This is a genomic window from Maricaulis maris, from assembly GCF_049116555.1.
GTDB lineage: Bacteria > Pseudomonadota > Alphaproteobacteria > Caulobacterales > Maricaulaceae > Maricaulis > Maricaulis maris_C.
This window is the reverse complement of the sequence record NZ_JAGDYT010000006.1, coordinates 262625-284555: the sequence shown is the minus strand read 5'-3', so window position 1 is coordinate 284555 and position 21931 is coordinate 262625. Positions and strand designations below refer to the sequence as shown.

Below are 21931 nucleotides of genomic sequence, written 5' to 3'. Positions count from 1 at the left end.
TTTTTCCGGCATCCGGTCACCGGACCTCCGACAGCGAAATTCCCGGTGACGGTCCGGCCCGGCGCGGTGATGCGATCGCGCCTGCGATCTTCGCGCGCGGGCGTCCTTTCCATTTCGGCACCAATCGCGTTGAAAGCGGGATCAGCCCCCGTGGCGGACCGGATCTGGTCTCGCGAAGCGACCGCTTTTGCCAATCCGGAAACAATCCCCAATTTTCGTGCATTTCGCGAGATTCCGAGGCTCAGCCGATCCGGGGCCTGTGGATATTAACTTAATGTTCTCTTCCTGTTCTTGTTTTTCTCATAATCGAATACTTCTAGAGGCGCGCTATTCCATGAAAAACGGGCCTTTCGTCATTGTTTCCCATCTGATCCCATGTTATCCCATCGTTAACCATGAGGGACGGGTCTCATGGCTCTGGGGGTTTCTCGCGTGTTTCTGTCGACGACGATCAATGGGGTGGACGCAAAGGGACGGGTTTCCGTGCCTGCCGGCTTCCGCGCAGTCGTCAAGAATGACCCCGAAGAGAAGATTTTCGTCTGGCCGTCCTTCGAGGGTGGCTATCTGGAAGGGGGCGGGCAGGCTCTGCTCGACCGTTACCTCGCGCTCATGGAGGAAATGGATCCCTATGACGACGCGCGCGCCGCCTTCGAGCAGACCATTTTCGGTGACACACGCGGTCTGGCCTTTGACGGCACCGGTCGGGTCAGCCTTCCCAGGGATCTGATCGAACATGCCGGGCTGGGCGGCAAGGCTGCCTTTGTCGGTCTGGGGGCGCGCTTCGAGATCTGGGATCCGGAGCGTCTCGCCGAGCGCAAGGCGAATGCCCGCAATTTTGCCCGTGACAACAAGAAATCGCTCAAGCTCCCGCCCCGGACCGGAGGCGCGTGATGAGTCAGTCTCCGCATATCCCGGTCATGCTGGCTGAGGTCCTGCACGCGCTCGAGCCGCGCAGCGGGGCTCTGTATATCGACGGCACCTTTGGGGCTGGCGGTTATTCGCGCGGCATTCTCTCCGCAGCGGACTGCAAGCTGATCGGTATCGATCGCGATCCGGCGGTCCAGCCGGCGGCAACCCAGCTGGTCCAGGCCTCTGGCGGGCGTTTCTCCTTTGCCGAGGCGCCTTTTTCCGCCATGGGCGAGGTGCTGGCGTCGCGCGGGATCGACAGTGTCGATGGCATTGTGCTGGATATCGGCGTTTCCTCGATGCAGATCGACCAGGCTGAGCGCGGCTTCTCCTTCATGCGCAAAGGTCCGCTGGACATGCGCATGGCGGCCGACGGCCCGAGTGCGGCCGACGCGGTGAACCGGCTCAAGGAGTCCGAGCTCGCCGACATATTTTATGTATACGGCGAAGAGCGGCGCTCGCGCCGGATTGCGAAATTCATCTGTACGGCGCGCGCCGAGGCGAAAATCGAGACGACGGATCGGCTCGCCGAAATTGTCACCCGCGCAACAGGCGGAAAACACTCAAAGATTCACCCGGCCACAAAAGTGTTCCAGGCGCTGCGGATTTTCGTCAATGACGAGCTCGGCGAGCTGGCCCGTGCGCTGGAGGCAGCCGAGCAGCTTTTGACCCCGCTGGGTCGGCTTGTCGTGGTTACCTTCCATTCACTGGAAGACCGCATGGTCAAGACCTTCCTGCGAGGCCGTGCCGGCCTGGCCGGAGGCGGTGGTTCGCGCCACGAGCCGGTGGTTGAAGCCGGACCCGCGCCGAGCTTCTCCTTGCTGACCCGCCGCGCCGTGGCGGCCAGTGATGAAGAGGCAGCGGACAATCCGCGGGCTCGCTCTGCCAAGCTTCGTGCGGCCATCCGAACGGAAGCGCCTGCCTGGGCTGACGGGCCGTCGCTTCACACGAGTATTGTTCCGCTCGCCCGACTGGAGGCCGCGCTATGATCCGCACGCTCAATGCGATTGCGTTCGTCGTTGCCGCAGCTCTGGCGGTCGCGCTCTATATCGCCAAGGCCGAGGCGAAGAGCTCGCAGGAACGTCTTGAGGATATCCAGGCCCAGCTCGTCGAGGAGCGTCGTCAGATCAATGTGCTCAATGTCGAGATCGCCCATCTGGAAGACCCGGAGCGCCTGCGCGCCCTGGCTCGGCGCTATCTCGGCTTTGAACCGCTGGACCCGTCCCGGGAGGTCGATTTGAGCGATCTGCCATTGCTTGCCGATGCCCGCCCCGAAAATGAGGGCGTGCGCCGCGACCAGGCGCTGGTTCGCCAGGAGGAGGGTGCTCTGGCGATGGCTGAGCCGACGCGGGTGGGAGGTCCGGACTGATGCGTCTGTGGCCGTTCCGCAAACAGGTATCGGCCGAGGCGCGGACCCTCGCCCCGCCGCCCTTGGCGGAGGCGGCGCCGGCGGACATGTCGCGCTTGCTCCGGATTGAGAGTGATGAAACCCGCGCGATGGAATCCTCGCGCGGACGTTTGCGAGTCATGGGGCTCTCAATGGCCCTCGGCTTCGCCATTCTCGGTGGCCGGGCGGTGGAGATCGCGGTAACCGGGTCAGCTGATGCGGCTTCGCCAAATCGCCAGGCAGTGGCCGCGCAAGCGCGAGGCGATCTGTTTGACCGGACCGGTCAGGTCCTGGCTACGACGCTCGACACCCATTCCCTCTATGCCGACCCCGCCCTGGTCTGGGATGCCGCGGAAACCGCGGAAATGCTGGCCACCGTCCTGCCCGATATCGATGTCGCCGGCCTGGCGGAAGAGCTCGACTCGCGGCGCCGCTTCGTCTGGGTCCGCCGCAATCTCACGCCGCGTCAGCGCCAGGCGGTCTTCGCGCTCGGCCTGCCGGGTCTGGAATTCCGCTCGGAGCCGCGACGTGTCTATCCGCGCGGCCGTCTGGCCTCGCATGTGGTTGGCTATACCAATCGCGACATGGACGGGCTCGCCGGCGCGGAGCGCGCCTTCGACAGTGCGCTGATGTCCGGCGATGGCCGTCCGGTCGCGCTGTCGATCGACATGGCAGTCCAATTCCATCTCGATGAGGTCCTGCGCGCCAGCATGGCCGAATACCGGGCGCTGGCGGCGACCGGCATTGTCATGAATGTCCGCACGGGTGAAATCCTCGGCATGGTTTCCCTGCCGGACTTTGATCCCAATCGGCCAGCCGATGCCAGCAATGGCGAACGGCTCAACCGCGCGGCCCAGTCGGTCTATGAAATGGGCTCGACTTTCAAGGCGTTCACCGTCGCGGTCGCGCTTGAGGAAGGCACGGCGACCATGGAGAGCCGCTATGATGCGCGGGCACCGCTTTCGGTCGGCGGCTATGAGATTTCCGACTATCACGGCGAGGAGCGCTGGCTGACCGTGCCGGAGATCTTCACCCATTCGTCCAATATAGGCTCCGGCCACATGGCGCTGGAAGTGGGCGCCGATGCGCAGCGGGGTTTCCTCGGCGATTTGCGCCTGCTCGAGCGCGCGCCGATCGAACTGGCGGAAAGCGCCGATCCGCTTCTGCCACGCAATTGGGGGCCGACGGAAACTGTCACGATCTCCTATGGCCACGGTATTGCGGTGAGCCCGATTGCGACGATCGCCGCCTTCGCCGCCATCGCCAATGACGGTGTCTATGTCCCGCCAACGCTTCTGCCCGTCGCAGCCGACGAAACCATTCTTGGTGAGCGTGTCATGCGGTCCGAGGTGGCGCGCGATGTCCTTGCCCTGATGCGCGAGAATGTGGTGGGCGGAACCGGCGGCAATGCCGAAGCGGTCGGCTATCTGGTGGCCGGCAAGACGGGCACGGCCGACAAGCCCACCCGCGGCGGCTATGATACGAGCCGACTTCTCTCCTCATTTTCGGCCGTTTTTCCGGCCAATGATCCGCAATATGCGATCCTTGTGTTGCTCGACGAACCGCAAATGCCCGAACCGACCTATCTTCGCCCGACCGGTGGCCGGGTCGCGGCGCCGGCAGTGGGTGAAATCGTGGCGCGGATTGCCCCCATTCTCGGTGTTGACCGGTCGAATGAAGACCCGGTCGGTCGCGCCGCTCTTGTTCGCGCAGCCCTGATGCCGGAGATGATCCCGTGACCCTGGATGAGTTGCTCGCCGGAGAAGGCCTGTCTGTCACTGGCGGGCACGAGGACATCCGCGGGCTGACCCTGGACAGCCGCAAGGTCGAGCCGGGCTTTGTCTTTGCGGCGCTGCCCGGAGTGAAAGTCCATGGCCGTGACTTCATTCCCAAGGCGCTGGCAGCCGGCGCCGGCGTGATCCTGACGGACAAGCCGGTCGATGCACCGGTTCCGGTGATCGCTGTGGATCAACCGGCGGCGCTTCTGGCGCGCATGGCGGCGCGTTTCTATCCGCGCCAGCCCGCGCATATCGTTGCCATTACCGGGACAAATGGCAAAAGCTCGACTGTTGAATTCCTGCGCCAGATCTGGGCCGGTGCGGGTCTCGATGCCGCTTGTCTGGGTACGCTCGGCGTGACCCGCGGCGATACCGTGGAAGTGACCGGCTATACCACGCCGGACGCCGTCGCCTTGCAGGCCGCGCTCGATCGCCTAGCCGGCGAGGGTGTGACCCATCTGGGCATGGAAGCATCAAGCCATGGGCTCAAACAGCATCGTATGGACGGGGTCCGACTGGCGGTCGGTGCGTTTACCAATCTGACCCAGGATCATCTGGACTATCATCCGGATTTCGCCGATTACTTCGCATCCAAACTAAAACTCTTCACAGAGCGCCTGCCGGCCGATGGGCGGGCCGTGATCAATGTCGATAGCGAGTGGGGTGGCAAGATGGCCGCCGCGGCGCGCGAGCGCGGCCTGGACGTCCTGACCATGGGCTGGCGCGGCCGCGATCTGGCCATTCGCGAGATCACGCCGCGCCCGGCCAGCCAGAGCGTCGTCTTCGCCTGGCAGGGGCGCGAGTATTCGCTCGATATCCCGCTGGTGGGTGAGTTCCAGATTCTCAACGCGCTCGGTGCCGCCGCCATCGCTCTTGCGGACGGTGTCGGGGAGGGCGATGTGCTGGCGACCCTCAAGACACTGACCGGCGTTCCGGGCCGGCTCGAGAAAGTCGGAGAGACGGCGGAGGCCGCTCCGGTGCTTGTTGACTATGCCCATACGCCCGACGGGCTGGACAAATTGCTCCGCGCCGCGCGTCCGCACACACGCGGCCGGGTGATTGTCATATTCGGGTGTGGTGGCGATCGCGATGCGTCCAAGCGCGCGAAGATGGGGGTGATCGCGGCCAACCAGGCCGATCATGTGATTGTCACTGACGATAATCCGCGCTCCGAGGATCCTGCCAGCATCCGCAAGGCCGTGCTCAAGGGCTGTCCGGATGCCGAGGAAATCGCCGACCGGGCCGAGGCCATCCGCCATGGCGTGGACATGCTGCGTGCGGGCGATTGCCTGCTGATCGCCGGCAAGGGGCATGAGACGGGCCAGACCATCGGCGATGTCGTCCACCCCTTTGATGATCGTGACCAGGGCCGGGCGGCGCTGGCGCAAAGGGAGGCTGCCCGTGTCTGACGGCAAGACTGCACCACTCTGGACATCCAGACAGGCCATGGCCGCCACCGGTGGCATGCTGTTGGGTGACACTGACTGGACCGCGACCGGCATCTCGATCGACACCCGCACACTGGAGCCCGGTGATCTCTTCGTCGCCCTCAAGGATGTTCGGGACGGGCATGAATTTGTCAGCGCCGCGATGGAGAAGGGGGCGTCAGCCTGCCTGGTCGAGCGCGGGGATGCCGGTGTCGAGCCGGCCCTTCAGGTGAAGGATGTGCTGGATGGCTTGCGGATGCTTGGCATGGCCGCGCGTGATCGCTCCGATGCCATCCGCGTCGCCGTGACCGGAAGTGTTGGCAAGACCAGCGTGAAAGAGGCGATCGCCGCCGTCTTCCGGGCCGCCGGCCCGGCGCACTGGAGCGTTCAATCCTACAATAATCATTGGGGTGTGCCGCTGACCCTCGCGCGCATGCCCAAGCAGACCGAACGCGCCGTCTTCGAAATGGGTATGAACCATGCAGGCGAGATCCGCGATCTGTCGGCGCTGGTGCGTCCGCATGTGGCACTGATCACCCGGATCGCACCGGCCCATCTGGAGAATTTGGGGACAATCGAGGCCATTGCCGACGCCAAATCCGAAATTTTCGAGGGGCTGGAACAGGACGGGGTGGCGATCTACCCGTCTGACGACCCGCTGGCCGAGCGCCTGGCGCGGCACGCCCGTCATTCCTGTGCGGCCTTCATGCTCGATTTCGGAACGGGCGCGGCGGCCGCGATCCGTATCGAGGATTTCGAGACCGGGCTGGACGGCTCCCGCGGTGTCGCCAATGTCCTGGGCGTTCGCGCCCCATTCCGCCTCGCCGCAACCGGCGCACACTGGGCCTGGAATGCCGGCGCGATCTTCGCGGCGGCTGCCGGTGCCGGACTGGATGCGCGCGATGTTGCCGAAGCGCTTTCGGGCGTTGGTGCCGAGGCTGGTCGCGGGCGTGCCATCACCATCAACCTGCCCGGCGGGGGCGCTTTCACCCTGCTCGATGACGCCTATAACGCCAATCCGGTGTCCATGGCCGCGGCGATCGCCGCTCTGGGAGCGGCCCAGCCGGCCGCGGGCGGGCGCCGTATCGCCATTCTCGGTGACATGCTGGAACTGGGCCCTGACGAAAACCGCCTTCACGCGGCACTGGCCGACGAGCTGGTCGCCGCCGGAGCCGATGCTGTGATCGCCTGCGGTCGTCGCATGAAGCATCTGCATGACGCCTTGCCGAACACGGTTCACACCGGCTATGCGCAGGATGCTGGCGAGGGGCTGGGACAAGTCAAATCCATCGTGAAGGCGGGAGATGTGGTGCTCATCAAGGGCTCCAACGGTTCCGGCCTCCACAAGATTGCCTCGGTTCTCGTCGATGGTACCGCATTCGGACTGACGGAGGCCTGATCCGCCCATGCTCTACTTGCTCTTCGCGCCCCTGGCGGATGACCTGCAATTGGCGAATCTGTTTCGCTACATCACCTTCCGGACCGGCGGTGCGCTGATGACGGCGATGTTGATCGCCTTCGTCTTCGGCAAGCCCATGATCGGCTGGTTGCGCCGCAAACAGGGCAAGGGGCAGCCCATTCGCGCCGAAGGCATTGAGCGTCATGTGGTCGAGAAGGCCGGCACGCCCACCATGGGCGGCTTCCTCATCCTGCTCGGCGTGATGGTCGGAACGTTGCTATGGGCCGACCTGTCCAATTCCTACGTCTGGATTGTCATCTTCGTCACCGCCGGCTTCGGCCTGATCGGATTTGTCGATGACTATCTCAAGGTGACCAAGCAGACCACGGCCGGTTTCGGCGGCAAATTCAAACTGGTCGGCGAGTTTGCGATTGCTCTCGTGGCGGTGGTTTGGGCGACGCACACCGCGCGCGCGCTCGGCGTCGAGCCCGGTATCGAAACCTCGATTGCCTTTCCTTTCTTCAAGGACTTGATGCTCAATATCGGGCCGCTCTTCTTCGTCTTCGGCTGTATCGTCATCGTCGGTTCGGGCAATGCGGTGAACATGACAGACGGGTTGGACGGTCTGGCCATCGTGCCGGTCATGATCGCTGCGGCGACCTTTGGCGTGATCGCCTATGTCGTCGGCCGGGTCGATTTCGCCGAGTATCTGCAGGTTCACTACACCGCCGGGGCGGGCGAGATCCTGATCTTCTGCGGCGCCTTGATCGGTGCCGGGATCGGCTTTCTGTGGTGGAATGCGCCACCGGCGATGGTCTTCATGGGCGATACGGGCTCGCTGTCGCTGGGCGGCGCGCTTGGCACGATTGCGGTCGCCATCAAGCATGAGCTTGTGCTGGCCATTGTCGGCGGTCTCTTCGTGCTCGAACTGGTTTCGGTCATGGTCCAGGTCGCGAGTTTCAAACTCTTCGGCAAGCGGGTCTTTCGCATGGCGCCGATCCACCACCATTTCGAGAAGAAGGGATGGGCCGAGCCGACCATTGTCATTCGCTTCTGGATTATTGCGGTCATTCTCGCATTAATCGGACTCGCCACGCTGAAATTGAGATAGGCTAGGTCTTCATGATCCCGATCCATGCATATGAAGGCCGCCGCGTGGCTGTGTTCGGATTGGGGCGCACAGGCATAGCCACGGCAAAAGCCCTTGAGGCAGGCGGCGCAGCGGTATCGTGCTGGGACGATTCCGAGCCCTCGCGGCTGCGCGCCGAGGCGGACGGCCTGACCCTGGATGACCTCAACCGGCGCGACTGGGGCGATATTGCAGCCCTGATATTGTCGCCGGGCATCCCCTTGACCCATCCCAAACCCCATCATGTGGTCGAGCTGGCCCGGGCCGTTGATGCGCCGGTGATCGGCGATGTCGAGCTCTTCGCGATGGCGATTGCCGATCTGCCGGAGAAGCGTCGACCCAAAATCATCGGCATCACCGGCACCAACGGAAAGTCGACGACGACGGCCCTCATCGGTCACATCCTGCGCGAGACCGGGCGCAATGTCGTGGTCGGCGGCAATATTGGCGACGCCATTCTCGCTCAGGCCGCGCCGCGGCCGGGCAGTTACTATGTCCTCGAACTGTCGTCTTACCAGCTTGACCTGACCCATACGCTGGCCTGTGATGTCGCGCTCCTGCTGAACATCTCGCCGGATCATATCGACCGGCATGGTGATTTTGACGGATATTTCCGCGCCAAGCAGCGCTTGTTCGACATGCAGCGGCCGGGCGATGTGGCGGTTATCGGGATCGATGACAATGTGACCTCGGCCTATTTCTCCACCCTGCGCCGCAATCGCCGCGAGGAGGAGATCATTCCGATCTCGGCCGGGCGGGTCTTCGCGCGTGGCGTCTATGCCCTGGGCGATCGGGTCTATGACGCGCTGGACTGTGCCTCGCATCCGGTCGTCGATCTGGCGGATGCGCCGGCCCTGCCGGGGCGCCACAATGCCCAGAACGCGGCCGCCGCGCTGGCCGCCGTCCGGGCGCTGGGTGTCTCGGGGCGCGCCGCCGCCGATGCGATCGCGACCTTCCCGGGTCTGGCGCATCGTCAGGAGCGGGTCGCGACGATCAATGGCGTCACCTATATCAATGACTCCAAGGCCACCAATGCAGAGGCCGCCACGCAGGCCCTCGGGTGCTACGACCAGGTCCGGTGGATCGTCGGTGGCCGCGCCAAGGATGGCGGACTGGTCGCTGCGCGGCCGCATTTCAATCGTGTCGCCAAAGCCTATCTGATCGGTGAGGCTGCGACCGGCTTCGCCACCGAGCTCGACGGCGATGTCCCGCACGAAGCGTGCGGTGATCTGGCCGCGGCGCTTGAGGCGGCCACGCGCGATGCCATCGCGGCAGGCGTGTCCGGCCAGGTGGTGCTCCTGTCACCGGCAGCGGCCTCTTTCGATCAATTCACGAGTTATGAAGCGCGCGGCGACGCCTTCCGCGAGCTGGTGCGCGCCCTCGAGCCGGTCGATGCCGTGGCGGAGGGTGTTGCGTGATCCAGAGTTTCCCGCGGGCGCTGGCGAGCTGGTGGCGCGGCATTGACCGTACCTTGCTCTTCGTCATCCTGGCGCTGATCATCACCGGGCTCGTCCTGTCCATGGCGGCCAGCCCGGCGGCCTCGGAACGCCTTGGCCTGGATGACCCCTTCTACTTCCTCTACCGGCAGGGCGTCTTCGCGGTGCTCAGCCTGGTCGGCCTGTTGGGAATATCCGCGCTGTCCCCCAAGGGCGCGCGGCGGCTGGCCGGTCTGGCTCTGGTCGGTGCTTTCGTCCTGATGGGGGCTGTCCTGCTCGTCGGGTATGAGGTCAAGGGCGCGACCCGCTGGCTGCGCCTCGGCGCCTTCTCGCTGCAACCCTCGGAATTTCTCAAACCAGCCTTGCTGGTCACGGCGGCCTGGCTGTTCTCCGAGGAGAAGCGCGGTGCCCCCGTGCCCGGGCGGATTATCGCCTTCGGCCTGTTCGCGGTGGCGATCGGCTTGTTGATGCTGCAACCGGATTTTGGCCAGTCCGTGCTTTTGACCCTGTGTTTTGGCGGCATTTTCTTCGCCTCCGGACTGTCCTGGATCTGGGTGGCGGTGCTGGGCGGACTGGCGGCGTCGGGATCGACCCTGGCCTATTTCACCTTTCCGCACATTGCGTCCCGCGTGGACCGTTTCCTCAATCCGGAAAGCGGCGACACCTACCAGATTGACCGGGCGACCGAGGCGATCTCGCGGGGCGGTATTGCGGGTGTCGGCCCCGGTGAGGGCGAGGTGAAGCATTTGCTCCCGGATGCGCATACGGATTTCATCTTCTCGGTCGCTGCCGAGGAGTTCGGCCTGATCGCCTCGCTGTCGATCATCGGCCTCTTCGCCATTCTGGTGACGCGGGCCTGGATGCAGGTCATGCGATTGCAGGATGGTTTCGCGCAGTTGGCCGTTGCTGGACTTGCGCTGCAATTCGGACTGCAAAGCCTGGTCAATATCGCCGTAAACTTGAACCTTATTCCACCCAAGGGCATGACCTTGCCCTTCGTGTCCTATGGAGGTTCATCCATGCTCGCCCTCGCTTTCGGCGCCGGCCTCCTGCTCGCCTTCACGCGTCGCCGTCCTGGCGCCTACACACCGCGTTACGCCGCATGACCCCCAGACGCTGCCTGATTGCCGCCGGCGGAACCGGTGGGCACATGTTTCCCGCGCGCGCCGCGGCCGAAGCGCTGATCGCGCGCGGCTGGCAGGTACGTCTGGTCACCGATACTCGCGGTCTGCGCCATGCCAGGGATTTCCCGGCCGTTGCGGTCGACGAAATCCACGCCGCCAGCCCGTCGACGAAAAACCCGGTCAAACTGGCCAGGGCGGCGCTGGAACTGACCCAGGGCTTCGCCCAGGCGCGCGCCATTGCAGGCAAGTGGAAGCCGGATGTTGTCGCCGGTTTCGGTGGCTATCCGGCTTTCCCCGCCCTTGCGGTTGCCCGATCCATGGGCACACCCTTTGCCATTCACGAGCAAAATGCCGTGCTCGGCCGGGTCAATCGGGTTTTTGCGGGCAAGGCCGGCTTCATCGCGTCCGGTTTCGAGCGTCTCGACCGTTTGCCGGCGAAAGCGAAAAAGCGCCATATCCTGACGGGCAATCCCCTGCGCGAACCGATCATCGAGGCGCGCGCCGCCGGATATCCGGCGATCACCGCGGACGGGCGGCTCAACATTCTGGTGCTGGGCGGCTCGCTGGGCGCGCGTATCCTGTCGGAGACGGTGCCGAAGGCGCTGGCGATGATCCCGGAAAAGCTCCGGTCTCGCCTTGATGTGGTCCAACAGACGCGGGAGGAATCCCTCCCCATGGCCCGTGAGATCTATCAAGCCGCCGGCATTGCCGCCCGATGCGATCCTTTCTTCGAGAATGTTGGCGCGCTCTATGCCGCCAGCCATCTCGTGATCGGTCGGGCCGGAGCGTCCACTGTGTCCGAAGTCGCGGGCGTCGGGCGTCCGGCCATCTTCTGCCCGCTGGCGATCGCCGCCGACGATCACCAGGCCGCCAATGTCGATGGGCTGGTGCAGGCGGTGGCCTGTGATGTCGTCCATGAGGGCGAGTTCACGGCCGAGAAGATCGCTGCCCTCGTCGAAACCCGTTTGTCCAACCCTGACGATCTCGCCAGCCGCGCCCAGTCGGCGCGCGCGCTTGGCCGTCCCGATGCCGCCGATACGCTGGCGCGGGCGGTCGACGGCCTGGTCACCGGAGCTGTCGTATGAAGTTCACCGCCCTGCCATTTGAAGTCGGCCCCGTCCATTTTGTCGGTATCGGCGGGATCGGCATGTCCGGCATCGCCGAAGTCATGCTCAATCTGGGCTACAAGGTGCAGGGGTCCGACATCAAGGCGAACCCCAATGTCGAACGCCTGACCGGTCTCGGTGCCACGATCGCGATCGGGCACAAGGCCGAGAATGTCGACGGCGCCGGTGCCATTGTCGTCTCCTCGGCCATCAAGCCGGACAATCCCGAGCTCGTTGCGGCCCGGGCTGCCAAGATCCCGGTCGTACGCCGGGCGGAAATGCTGGCCGAACTGATGCGCCTGAAATTCGCCGTCGCGGTCGGTGGCACCCACGGCAAGACCACGACCACCTCGCTGGTTTCGGTGCTGATGGATGCGGCTGGCGTCGATCCGACGGTGATCAATGGCGGCATCATTTCCGCCTATGGTTCCAACGCCAAGATGGGCCTGGGCGACTGGATGGCCGTCGAGGCCGATGAGAGCGACGGCTCCTTCCTCAAGCTGCGTTCGACGGTCGCCATCGTCACCAATATCGACCCCGAGCACATGGAGCATTACGGCGATTTCGACACGCTGCGGCAGGCCTTCTTCCAGTTCGTCGAGAACCTCCCCTTCTATGGGTTTGCCGTGCTCTGCACCGACCATCCCGAAGTCCAGTCCCTGGCCAGCCGGGTCGAGGATCGCCGGGTTATCACCTATGGCCAGAACCCGCAGGCCGATGCCCGCCTCGAAAACCTCAAAATGGACCCCTCCGGCGCGAGTTTCGATGTCCGCTTCCGCTTGCGCGGCCAGGATGAAACGGTCTGGCAGGGTCTCTTTCTGCCGATGATGGGCGAGCACAATGTCCTCAATGCGGTGGCCGCCCTGGCGACCGCACGCGAACTGGGCCTGACCGAAGAGGGTGCCAAGACGGCGCTGGGTCAGTTTGGCGGGGTGAAGCGCCGCTTTACCCGCACGGGCGAGTGGAAAGGCGCGGCCATCATTGATGATTATGGCCATCACCCGGTCGAGATTCTCGCCGCGCTGAAGGCCGCCCGCCAGGCCTCGACCGGCAAGGTGATCGCGGTCATTCAGCCGCATCGCTATAGCCGTCTGCACGATTTGTTCGACGATTTTTCCACTTGTTTCAATGATGCCGACAGCGTGCTGGTCACCCCGGTCTATACCGCCGGCGAGGACCCGATCGAAGGCGCTGACCAGCCACATCTGGTGGAAAGCCTGGGCGCCCATGGCCACCGCGATGCCGTCGCGACAGTGCGGGAAACCGTCGCCGCCGATGTCGCCAAACGGGCCGGCGAGGGCGATGTCGTCATCTGCCTCGGCGCCGGCGACATCACCCAATGGGCCTATGCTCTGCCGGGCGAGCTGGAGGCGATGGGGTGACCCTCCTGTCCAAACTCCCGCCCGTTCGTGGCAAATATATCGAGCAGGCGCCGCTCAAGGACCTGACCTGGCTTCGGGTGGGTGGTCCGGCGGATGTGCTGTATCTGCCGGCCGACGAGGCCGATCTCTGCCGCTTTCTCGCTGAAACGCCGGACGAGATACCGGTGACCGTTCTGGGTGCCGGATCGAACACGCTGGTGCGTGATGGCGGGGTGGCGGGTGTCGTGATCCGGCTGGCCGGGGCCTTCGCCAAAACCGAGGCGCTGGACGGGCATCGCCTGCGCGCGGGCGCCGGGGCGCTGGACAAGATGGTCGCCAAGGCGGCGGCCAAGGCCGGGATTGCCGGTCTGGAATATCTCGTCGGTGTGCCCGGCACGATCGGCGGCGCGCTGCGCATGAATGCCGGCTGCTATGACCAGGAGACCGCAGACGCGCTGGTCGAGGTCATCGCGCTGGACCGGATGGGCCGGCGCATCATCGCGACGCCTGACGAGCTGGCCTACAGCTACCGCCATTGCTCGGCACCCCAGGACTGGATCTTCACCGAGGCGGTCTTCCAGGGGCAGGCTGATGATCCGGACGCCATCACCGCGCGCATGAATGCGATCACGGCGCGGCGCGAGACCACACAGCCGATCCGCGAGAAGACGTCCGGCTCGACTTTCGCCAATCCCGATCCGCCCGGCACGCCTGATCAGCGCAAGTCCTGGGAGTTGATCGACAGTGTCGGCGGTCGCGGCTACCGCGTTGGCGGGGCGCATTTTTCCGAGCAACATTGTAACTTCCTGATCAATGACGGCACGGCCAGTGCGGCTGATCTGGAACAGGTCGGTGAAGATGTGCGGGCGCGGGTTCGCAAGCAACACGATATCGATCTGCGCTGGGAAGTCCGGCGCATTGGCCGGGCGACCGGCAACTGACACAAAGAGGGGCAACCCGGATGACACATCCTCTGGCGTCGGCGATTGAGCCGATCCGCGAAAAATTCGTCTACGCCTACACGCAATGGCTGCCGGAAATGGCCAAGCCGTTTCCCCAGGGTGTCAGCGAGCACCCGTTTGCCATCAAGTCGGACAAGGCCCTGCTGCGTAGCCTTTACCGGATCGATTTCGCCACACAGCTCGAGCCGAAACCGGAATTCCGCGAGTTCCGGATGCAGGAGATGATCGCCTTCAAGTCCTGGGACGGGCCGATGGATGGCGTGCACCTGCATCTCCATCCCTTCCGCTGGGATGCGGCGGTCATTCAGCTGCGCGATGCGACCTGGGATGAGGCCGCATTGCTAGACTGGTTCGATCGCTATTTCGGCCTGATGAAGGGCGTGCCCGTGACCATGCCGGGCGTGCAGACGGGCGGCTTCCTTCACGCGGCGTCGCTGCAGGACGAGCTCCTGCATTGTGATTTCGGCACGGCGCCGCTGGAGGCGCTGATCGAGCTGATCGGGATCGGCGCGCGCTCGGGGGCCAGCGCGGTGGCGATCAGCGATCCGACCGTGAAACCGATGACGCCGAACGCACCGGCCGGCGACGTATTGAACTAGCCCGACCCGCACCGCACGGCGGTCGCCCGGGTCCAGTCAGGACGAGCTCATGAGCAAGCGTGTTGCAGTTCTTCTCGGTGGTCTGTCGCCGGAACGGGATGTCTCCCTGGTCTCGGGCGCGGCCTGTGCCGAGGGGCTGCGTGAGGCCGGTTATGCGGTGGTCGAGATTGATGCCGGCCGGCAGCTCTCGCAGCAGCTCGCCGAGGCCGATCCGGATATTGTCTTCAATGCGCTGCACGGCGAATGGGGCGAGGACGGGCTGGTTCAGGGTGTGCTCGAGCATTTCGGCAAGCCCTACACGCATTCCGGCGTGCTCGCCTCGGCCCTGGCCATGGACAAGCAAAAAGCCAAGGACGTGCTGCGCGCCGCCGGTATTCCCTGTCCGGAAGGCCTGATCACCAATCGCTTCGAGGCTGCCAAGTCGCATGCGATGAAGCCGCCCTATGTGGCCAAACCGAATGCCCAGGGGTCGTCAGTCGGTGTGCACATCGTGCTGGAAGGCGCCAACCGCCCGCCAGCCGAACTGGGCTCGACCGCCTGGGCGCTCGGCGATGAGATCCTGATCGAGCGCTATATTCCTGGACGGGAGCTGACGGTGGCGGTCATGGAAGACCGCGCCCTGTGCGTGACCGAGATCAAGCCGAACACGACTTTCTATGATTACGAAGCGAAGTATTCCGCCGGCGGATCGGATCATATTTTACCGGCGCCCGTGTCCAACGAGATCGCCGATCTGGCCAAATCTCTCGCCCTGAAAGCGCATCATGCCTTGGGATGTCGCGGGATGACCCGGTCAGATTTCCGCTACGACACTGATTCGGATACACCGCTATGGTTACTCGAAATTAACACCCAGCCGGGCATGACACCTACATCACTAGCGCCAGAACAGGCGCAGTATTGCGGGATCGCGTTTTCTGATCTCGTTGCATGGATGGCGGAGAATGCGTCGTGTCGAAGGTGAGGCGTGCCGGTTCGCGTAATGCGGGCCGTCGCAAGACCAAACCCCAGTCCGCCGCGGTGTCCGCACCGCGGCGTTTGCGTAACTGGGCCGAGGCCCAGATCCGGGGTGTCAGATACCGTATGGCGAATGCAGCCCGTTTCGGCGGGCTCGCCGTGGCCGGCCTGTCGGCTGTCACGCTGGGCGGACTTGCGCTTTTCGGACAGCTGGATGACGTGACCGCCTGGGCCGGTGACCGCGTCGAAGGTCAGCTGGCAGATGCCGGTTTTGCCGTGCGTGCCGTCGATGTGACCGGTGCCCGTGGCGAGATGGCGCACGAGATCGTCCTGGCGTCCCAGATCACGGATGGCCAGTCCATCTTTTCCGTCGATCCCGAGATCATTCGCTCCCGCGTTGAAGCCATGCCGGTTATCCGCCGGGCCCGGGTCGCGCGCCTGCTGCCGAACCGGATCGCCATCGTCGTGGAAACCCGCGAGGCCTTTGCCCTCTGGCAGGTTGAGGGCGGACTGCATGTGATTGATCGCGACGGCATCGTGCTCGCCGACGCCGATGTGATGAATCCGCCGGACCTGCCGCTCGTCGTTGCCGAGGGTGCCAACCAGGCCGCACCGGAAATCGTCGATGCGCTGAGCCATTACCCCGATGTCGCCGGCCGTGTCGTCGGTGCGGTCCGGGTCGGCGAGCGCCGCTGGAATCTGCGGCTCGACAGCGGGGCTGATGTGAAATTGCCGGAGGGGGATGTGGTGGCCTCGATTGCCATTCTCGCCCGCCTCCAGGCCGAGCGCGGTGTCCTGCGCCTGGCCGCCGAGAGTTTTGACCTACGCGGCGAGGGCGATCTGATCGTCCGGGCCCTGCCGGATCGGGCAGCGGCGGCCGGTATGCGGGAGCGTGAAGCGTGAGTGTGTTCGATCTGTTCCGGTCGCGTCAGCCCAGTGCTGTCAGCGGTTCCAAATCCCAGGGCGTGTGCGCCGCGCTTGATGTCGGGTCGTCCAAGATCGCCTGCTTCATTGCCCGTACGGATCAGACCATTGCCGGGCCGCGCCCGCGCGTGATCGGCGTCGGCCACCAGTCCTCACGCGGGATGCGTGCCGGTGCGGTTGTCGACATGGACGCAGCAGCCGAAGCCATCCGGACTGCCGTCGAGCAGGCCGAGCGCATGGCGGGTATCGCGGTCAATGCGGTCACCGTTACCCTCTCGGCCGGACAGCCGGCCTCGACGCGCCTGGCCGCCGAGATCGATCTGCCGCAACGTGAAATCACCGAGCGCGAGCCGCGCCGCCTGCTTGATGGCGCGCTGGCCGAATTCGCAATCGAGGACCGCGTTGTCCTGCACGCCATCCCGTTGTCCTGGTCGGTTGATGATCATCGCGGGATCAAGGATCCGCGCGGCATGTTCGGCAAGACGCTGGGGGTTGAGGTTCATGTCATCACCGCTGCCATCGGCCCGCTGCGCAATCTGTCGACCTGTATTGAGCGCTGTCATCTCGATCTCAAGGGCGTGGTGGCCACGCCCTATGCCTCCGGACTGTCGGCACTTGCCGATGACGAGGTCAAGCTGGGCGCGACCCTCATTGACATGGGTGCCGGAGCGACGACCGCGGCTGTCTTCGCGGAAGGCGCGCTCCTGCATATCGACGCGGTGCCGGTCGGCGGGTCGCATGTGACGTCCGATGTGGCGCGCGGCCTGTCGACTCCATTGGCCGCTGCCGAGCGCCTTAAAACCCTCTATGGATCCGCGCTGGACAGCCCGGAAGATGATCAACAGATGATCGAGGTCCCTTCGGTCTCCGGCGAGAATGGGGCGATGTATGACAGCGCGCCGCGCTCACTGCTGAATTCGATCATCCGGCCGCGCCTGGAAGAAACATTCGAGCTGATCCGCGATCGTCTTGATGCAGCCGGCGTCGGCAAGACGTCGGGACGGCGTCTGGTCCTGACCGGTGGCGGCGCCCAATTGCCCGGTGCGGCCGAACTGGCGGCCCGGGTCTTTGGCAAACAGGTCCGGATTGCCGGGCCTTGCGGTGTCAGCGGACTGGGTGATGCGGTGTCCGGACCGGCCTTCAGTGCCGCGGCGGGCGTGGTCCGTCGCGAGACCCGCGGCGCAGCCGAAGCAATCGCCGGTCCGCCGCGCATGAGCGGTTTGCCGGTGGTTCCGCGGCGCGTGCGCGGCGAGGCCGGGCAGGGGGGTGCTGCTTCCATGTGGCGCTGGTTTGCCGAGAGTTTCTGAGCTGCCGTCAACCGCTCCCCTCCTCTCAGGATCGAATTCACACTGGTTATCGGCGGGTCGCCTGGCGGCGCCGCGCGACTGATCGCGACGCTCTGCCGGCCGGTCGGCAGACGCGTATCGCCCATGGCCGGGCCGGCTGACGGCGCGCGGTAGCGGGTCACCGGAATGTGGGCCGATACGCCTCAGGCCGGGTGCGAATCTCAAGGCAAATCCTGCGGCAATCGGCCAGTCTTTAACGCCTGCTTAAGCGTCTCGGGGCGACACTTCATGGTGAATCGTTGTTAACTCCAGTACCGAGCACGAGGCTCCCATGACGCTGAACCTCTCCATTCCTGAAACGACCGAATTGCGGCCGCGCATTGTCGTCTTTGGTGTCGGGGGCGCCGGGGGCAATGCCGTCAACAACATGATCGAGGCCAAGCTCGAGGGTGTCGACTTCGTCGTTGCCAATACCGATGCGCAGGCCCTGCAGCGTTCGCAGGCTGAAAAGCGTGTGCAGATGGGCGCGGCCATCACCGAAGGCCTGGGCGCGGGTGCGCGACCGGAAGTCGGAGAGCAGTCGGCCGAGGATTCCCTTGAGGAAATCCGCGAGCATCTGGGCGGTGCCCACATGGTCTTCATCACCGCCGGCATGGGCGGTGGTACCGGCACCGGCGCGGCGCCCGTCGTGGCCCGCGCGGCCCGCGAAATGGGTATCCTGACCGTTGGTGTCGTTACCAAGCCGTTCCATTTCGAAGGCTCGCGCCGCATGAAGCTGGCCGAGAGCGGGATTGAGCAACTCCAGGATCATGTCGATACGCTGATCGTGATCCCGAACCAGAACCTGTTCCGTATCGCAACGGAAAAAACCACCTTCGCCGAGGCCTTCTCCATGGCGGACCAGGTGCTGCATTCCGGCGTGCGTGGCATTACCGACCTGATGGTCATGCCGGGCCTGATCAATCTCGACTTTGCCGACGTGCGGGCGGTGATGAATGAGATGGGCAAGGCAATGATGGGCACGGGCGAAGCCGGCGGCGAGAAGCGCGCCGTCGAAGCTGCCCAGGCTGCAATCTCCAATCCGCTGCTGGATGATGTGTCGATGAAGGGCGCGACCGGTGTTCTGATCAACATCACCGGCGGCTATGACATGACCCTCTATGAAGTCGATGAGGCGGCGAACGAGATCCGCGCCGAAGTCGATCCGGAGGCCAATATCATTGTTGGCTCGACGTTCGACGAGACGATGGACGGCTCCATGCGTGTCTCCGTCGTGGCGACGGGCATCGACGCGGAAATCATGGTCCAGGCCGACCCGCGGACGCGCCAGCGTGCGTCAGCGCAAGCCCAGTCCAGCCCGAATGACGCGATCCTTCCCTGGAAGCGGAGCAATTCGGATCGCCCCGGTCGTGCGATGACCGAGCGCACTGTCGAAACGCGTGTCCAGGAGGCACGGGCGCCGGAAGCGCGCCGCGAGGCACCGGCCGCGCACGCCACGCCGGAGCCGCGGATCACGGCGGATGCGGACAATGAATTCCAGGTCGAGCCGATGAAACGGGCTGTGGGTGCAGAGGACTTGTCCGACGCGATCGCCACCAATTCCGTCAATGTCGAGCGTGATCCTTACGTGTCTGAAGTGCGTACGTCGCAGGCCGAGATGAGGACTGACGCACCGCAGGTCGTCCATGACCAGGCCCGACTGGCCCAGGAGGCCGAACGCCTCAATGCGCGCTATGAAGAACGTCGCTCCGAAACGGCGATGCCGCCGGCCGAGGCCAAGGAAGAGAAGCGCGGTTTCTCGCTTTTTGGTCGTCGCAAGAAGCCGGCCGAGCCGGCACCGAAGGCCGCGCCGGTCACCAAGACGGCTCCGGTCCAGTCGACTCAGCGCCCGGCATCCGGCGACCTGTTTGGCGACAGTCTGGAAGAAGGCGACCTTGAAATCCCGGCCTTCCTGCGCAGGCAAGCCAACTGATTTCATAACCATATGATTTCAAACACAAAACGGGGCGCCCCATCGGGCGCCCCGTTTTGCTGCGAATGCGTAACAAACCGCAACAATGCTTTAATTGAATACAGACCCCGCCTGTCGTTCACTGCAAACGAGGACGGCTGGTCTGCCGTCATTTGTTGTTGAGCGTAAACCCAAAGCAAGATGGCGCGTAATCGTGATTAACCGGCACACATTGGCGGCTCCTGTTGTTTTTGCAGGCATCGGTCTTCATTCCGGAGAGCGGGTCCGCATGGTTCTGCAACCGGCCAGTGCCGGCGCAGGCATCATCTTTGTCCGCTCCGACATCACCGATCGCAATAATCGCATCGCGGCGCTCGCCCACAACGTCAATGAAGTGCGCCTCGGCACGACGATTTCGAATGAAGATGGCGTGTCGGTCGCCACGATCGAGCATTTGATGGCCGCTCTGGCCGGTCTTGGTGTCGATGATGCCGTGATCGAGGTCGAGGGTTCTGAAATCCCGGTCATGGACGGTTCGTCCGAACCCTTCGTCAAACTGATCCGCCAGGTCGGACTGAAAGCGCACGCCATGCCGCGTCGCGCCATCCAGGTCTTGCGTCCGGTGATGATCGAGGATGACGAGCGCAGCGCGGGTTTCATGCCGGCGCTCAAGCCGTCAATCGAGATCGAGATCAGCTTCGAGCATGCGGCCGTCGGTCGCCAGTCCTGTGGCTTTGACATTGCTCCGGACATCTTCAGCGACGACATTGCCGCGGCGCGGACTTTCGGTTTCCGCAAGGATTACGAGGCCCTGCTCGCGGCGGGCCTGGCGCGCGGTGGCTCAATGGATAATGCGGTCGTGCTGGATGATGACGGGATCGCCAATCCGGAAGGTCTGCGGTTCAAGGATGAGTTCGTGCGCCACAAGGCCCTTGATGCGCTGGGCGATATCGCACTCGCCGGCGCGCCGATCGTGGGCTGCTACCGGGCGAGCCGTCCGGGACATGCGATCAATAATGCGGCTGTGCGTGCCCTGCTGGATGACCCGTCCAGCTGGAAATGGGTGAGCCTGCGCGATGTCGAGGCCGGTGCCCTCGCCATGGCTCGCTGAACTGACGCCCCACTTTTTCCGCACGCCAATGGGCGAGGCCTGACCGGTTTCAGGCCCGGCCTTGGGTCTGTTTCATGGGGCTTTCAGCCGTGATCGCTTTGACTGTCCGACTGCCATATTGCCCCTTGAACCGCCCTCGACCTGACAGCGGCCTTTTGTGCGAGCCAATCATCCGCTACAAACCTATTCGAACGGGTGGCCCTTCCGGCTGCCAGAGCTGTTGAGCCGTGCCTTCATGACCTTTAAGTCGCGTTTAGTTGTCCCGCTTCTCCTGTCTGCCATTCTGGCGTCCTGCGCCAGTGGGCCGGATACGTCCGTCGCTTATGTCGAGCGTCCGGCGGAGACGATTTACGCCACCGCGTTCGAATCGCTTGATCGGGGCCAGTTCCCGCTGGCTGCAGCGCAGTTCGATGAAGTCGAGCGCCAGCACCCCTATTCGGAGTGGGCGCGACGCTCGATGCTGATGGCCGCCTATGCCAATTACGAATCGACGAATTACGAAGAGGCGATCTCGGATGCGCAGCGCTTCATTTCGCTGCACCCGGGCAATCGCAATGCGGCCTATGCCTATTACCTGATCGCGATCTGCCATTTCGAACAGATCATGGATGTCGGCCGGGACCAGGCCGCGACCCAGCAGGCGATGGCGGCTCTTGAACAGGTCGTGCGCCGCTTCCCGGAAAGCCGGTACGCAACCGACGCCCGTCTGAAGATCGACATGACGCGCGACCACCTCGCCGGCAAGGAAATGAGCGTTGGTCGCTGGTATCTGCGTCGCGGCTATCACCTTGCGGCGATCAACCGGTTCCAGAATGTGCTGCGCGAGTACGGCAATACCAGCCATGTGCCTGAAGCCCTGCACCGTCTGGTCGAGTCCTATGTTTCACTGGGTGTCGACGAGGAAGCCCGCCAGGTGGCGTCCGTTCTCGGCTATAACTTCCCGGGCAGCGAATGGTATGAGAACAGCTATGATCTCCTCACACGTGAGGGGATCTCGATTGATGAAGCGATCGACCAGGCTGATCCAACCTTCCTTGAACGGGCCATGCGACGCCTGTTCGGCTAATCCGGTCCGGGGGTGCCTACGC

Annotated in this window: 19 protein-coding genes; all 19 read left to right on the top strand. The window is 64.3% G+C overall.

Annotated elements, in window-relative coordinates; translation table 11 throughout:
• Window positions 1–432: 432 nt before the first annotated feature.
• The 19 genes from JXQ94_RS08960 to JXQ94_RS08870 all read left to right on the top strand — a co-directional run bounded on the left by JXQ94_RS08960 (window position 433) and on the right by JXQ94_RS08870 (window position 21909).
• On the top strand, window positions 433–891 hold the full coding sequence (locus tag JXQ94_RS08960) for a division/cell wall cluster transcriptional repressor MraZ (protein ID WP_295690517.1): 459 nt from the start codon (window positions 433–435) through the stop codon (window positions 889–891).
• Window positions 891–1895, top strand: coding sequence for a 16S rRNA (cytosine(1402)-N(4))-methyltransferase RsmH (gene rsmH, locus JXQ94_RS08955; RefSeq protein WP_421923428.1), 1005 nt, complete (start codon window positions 891–893; stop codon window positions 1893–1895). Before JXQ94_RS08960 ends, rsmH begins: the two co-directional genes overlap by 1 nt.
• Entirely contained in the window at window positions 1892–2275 is a 384-nt protein-coding gene (gene ftsL / locus JXQ94_RS08950) for a cell division protein FtsL (RefSeq protein WP_421923427.1), read from the top strand. Before rsmH ends, ftsL begins: the two co-directional genes overlap by 4 nt.
• Window positions 2275–4032 (top strand): peptidoglycan D,D-transpeptidase FtsI family protein, encoded by a 1758-nt coding sequence (locus JXQ94_RS08945; protein WP_421923426.1) that lies wholly within the window; start codon window positions 2275–2277, stop codon window positions 4030–4032. The genes ftsL and JXQ94_RS08945 overlap by 1 nt, the downstream gene beginning before the upstream one ends.
• On the top strand, window positions 4029–5480 hold the full coding sequence (locus tag JXQ94_RS08940) for a UDP-N-acetylmuramoyl-L-alanyl-D-glutamate--2,6-diaminopimelate ligase (RefSeq protein WP_421923425.1): 1452 nt from the start codon (window positions 4029–4031) through the stop codon (window positions 5478–5480). Before JXQ94_RS08945 ends, JXQ94_RS08940 begins: the two co-directional genes overlap by 4 nt.
• Window positions 5473–6897 (top strand): UDP-N-acetylmuramoyl-tripeptide--D-alanyl-D-alanine ligase, encoded by a 1425-nt coding sequence (locus JXQ94_RS08935; RefSeq protein ID WP_421923424.1) that lies wholly within the window; start codon window positions 5473–5475, stop codon window positions 6895–6897. Before JXQ94_RS08940 ends, JXQ94_RS08935 begins: the two co-directional genes overlap by 8 nt.
• 7 nt (window positions 6898–6904) lie before the next feature.
• The gene (gene mraY, locus JXQ94_RS08930; RefSeq protein WP_421923423.1) at window positions 6905–8008 is read left to right on the top strand and encodes a phospho-N-acetylmuramoyl-pentapeptide-transferase; all 1104 of its coding nucleotides are present in this window, start codon (window positions 6905–6907) and stop codon (window positions 8006–8008) included.
• 11 nt (window positions 8009–8019) lie between these two features.
• Window positions 8020–9444 carry a UDP-N-acetylmuramoyl-L-alanine--D-glutamate ligase gene (gene murD / locus JXQ94_RS08925; protein WP_421923422.1) on the top strand — a complete coding sequence of 475 codons (1425 nt, stop codon included), beginning with the start codon at window positions 8020–8022 and terminating at the stop codon, window positions 9442–9444.
• Complete coding sequence (ftsW, locus tag JXQ94_RS08920; RefSeq protein WP_421923421.1) at window positions 9441–10568, top strand: putative lipid II flippase FtsW; 1128 nt, start codon at window positions 9441–9443, stop codon at window positions 10566–10568. The genes murD and ftsW overlap by 4 nt, the downstream gene beginning before the upstream one ends.
• Window positions 10565–11671 (top strand): undecaprenyldiphospho-muramoylpentapeptide beta-N-acetylglucosaminyltransferase, encoded by a 1107-nt coding sequence (gene murG / locus JXQ94_RS08915; RefSeq protein ID WP_421923420.1) that lies wholly within the window; start codon window positions 10565–10567, stop codon window positions 11669–11671. The genes ftsW and murG overlap by 4 nt, the downstream gene beginning before the upstream one ends.
• A complete protein-coding gene (gene murC / locus JXQ94_RS08910) occupies window positions 11668–13074 on the top strand; it encodes a UDP-N-acetylmuramate--L-alanine ligase (RefSeq protein WP_421923419.1) in 1407 nt (468 codons plus the stop codon). Before murG ends, murC begins: the two co-directional genes overlap by 4 nt.
• Complete coding sequence (gene murB, locus JXQ94_RS08905; protein WP_421923418.1) at window positions 13071–13994, top strand: UDP-N-acetylmuramate dehydrogenase; 924 nt, start codon at window positions 13071–13073, stop codon at window positions 13992–13994. The genes murC and murB overlap by 4 nt, the downstream gene beginning before the upstream one ends.
• Before the next feature lie 20 nt (window positions 13995–14014).
• Window positions 14015–14614 (top strand): hypothetical protein, encoded by a 600-nt coding sequence (locus JXQ94_RS08900; RefSeq protein WP_421923417.1) that lies wholly within the window; start codon window positions 14015–14017, stop codon window positions 14612–14614.
• Window positions 14615–14663: 49 nt separating this feature from the next.
• Entirely contained in the window at window positions 14664–15578 is a 915-nt protein-coding gene (locus tag JXQ94_RS08895; protein ID WP_421923416.1) for a D-alanine--D-alanine ligase, read from the top strand.
• Complete coding sequence (locus tag JXQ94_RS08890; protein ID WP_421923415.1) at window positions 15566–16474, top strand: cell division protein FtsQ/DivIB; 909 nt, start codon at window positions 15566–15568, stop codon at window positions 16472–16474. The genes JXQ94_RS08895 and JXQ94_RS08890 overlap by 13 nt, the downstream gene beginning before the upstream one ends.
• Window positions 16471–17802: a cell division protein FtsA gene (ftsA, locus tag JXQ94_RS08885; protein WP_421923414.1), complete on the top strand. Its 1332-nt coding sequence runs from the start codon at window positions 16471–16473 to the stop codon at window positions 17800–17802. The genes JXQ94_RS08890 and ftsA overlap by 4 nt, the downstream gene beginning before the upstream one ends.
• Window positions 17803–18112: 310 nt before the next feature.
• Complete coding sequence (ftsZ, locus tag JXQ94_RS08880) at window positions 18113–19753, top strand: cell division protein FtsZ (protein WP_421923413.1); 1641 nt, start codon at window positions 18113–18115, stop codon at window positions 19751–19753.
• Between the two features lie 193 nt (window positions 19754–19946).
• Window positions 19947–20843 carry a UDP-3-O-acyl-N-acetylglucosamine deacetylase gene (gene lpxC, locus JXQ94_RS08875; RefSeq protein ID WP_421923412.1) on the top strand — a complete coding sequence of 299 codons (897 nt, stop codon included), beginning with the start codon at window positions 19947–19949 and terminating at the stop codon, window positions 20841–20843.
• A 235-nt stretch (window positions 20844–21078) separates the two neighbouring features.
• The gene (locus JXQ94_RS08870) at window positions 21079–21909 is read left to right on the top strand and encodes an outer membrane protein assembly factor BamD (RefSeq protein ID WP_421923411.1); all 831 of its coding nucleotides are present in this window, start codon (window positions 21079–21081) and stop codon (window positions 21907–21909) included.
• Window positions 21910–21931: the final 22 nt, after the last annotated feature.

Coding starts and splice junctions, on each gene's coding strand:
- rsmH (WP_421923428.1), top strand. CDS start 891: ATGAGTCAGTCTCCGCATATCCCGGTCATGCTGGCTGAGGTCCTGCAC.
- ftsL (WP_421923427.1), top strand. CDS start 1,892: ATGATCCGCACGCTCAATGCGATTGCGTTCGTCGTTGCCGCAGCTCTG.
- JXQ94_RS08945 (WP_421923426.1), top strand. CDS start 2,275: ATGCGTCTGTGGCCGTTCCGCAAACAGGTATCGGCCGAGGCGCGGACC.
- mraY (WP_421923423.1), top strand. CDS start 6,905: ATGCTCTACTTGCTCTTCGCGCCCCTGGCGGATGACCTGCAATTGGCG.
- murD (WP_421923422.1), top strand. CDS start 8,020: ATGATCCCGATCCATGCATATGAAGGCCGCCGCGTGGCTGTGTTCGGA.
- murG (WP_421923420.1), top strand. CDS start 10,565: ATGACCCCCAGACGCTGCCTGATTGCCGCCGGCGGAACCGGTGGGCAC.
- murC (WP_421923419.1), top strand. CDS start 11,668: ATGAAGTTCACCGCCCTGCCATTTGAAGTCGGCCCCGTCCATTTTGTC.
- JXQ94_RS08900 (WP_421923417.1), top strand. CDS start 14,015: ATGACACATCCTCTGGCGTCGGCGATTGAGCCGATCCGCGAAAAATTC.
- JXQ94_RS08895 (WP_421923416.1), top strand. CDS start 14,664: ATGAGCAAGCGTGTTGCAGTTCTTCTCGGTGGTCTGTCGCCGGAACGG.
- ftsZ (WP_421923413.1), top strand. CDS start 18,113: ATGACGCTGAACCTCTCCATTCCTGAAACGACCGAATTGCGGCCGCGC.
- JXQ94_RS08870 (WP_421923411.1), top strand. CDS start 21,079: ATGACCTTTAAGTCGCGTTTAGTTGTCCCGCTTCTCCTGTCTGCCATT.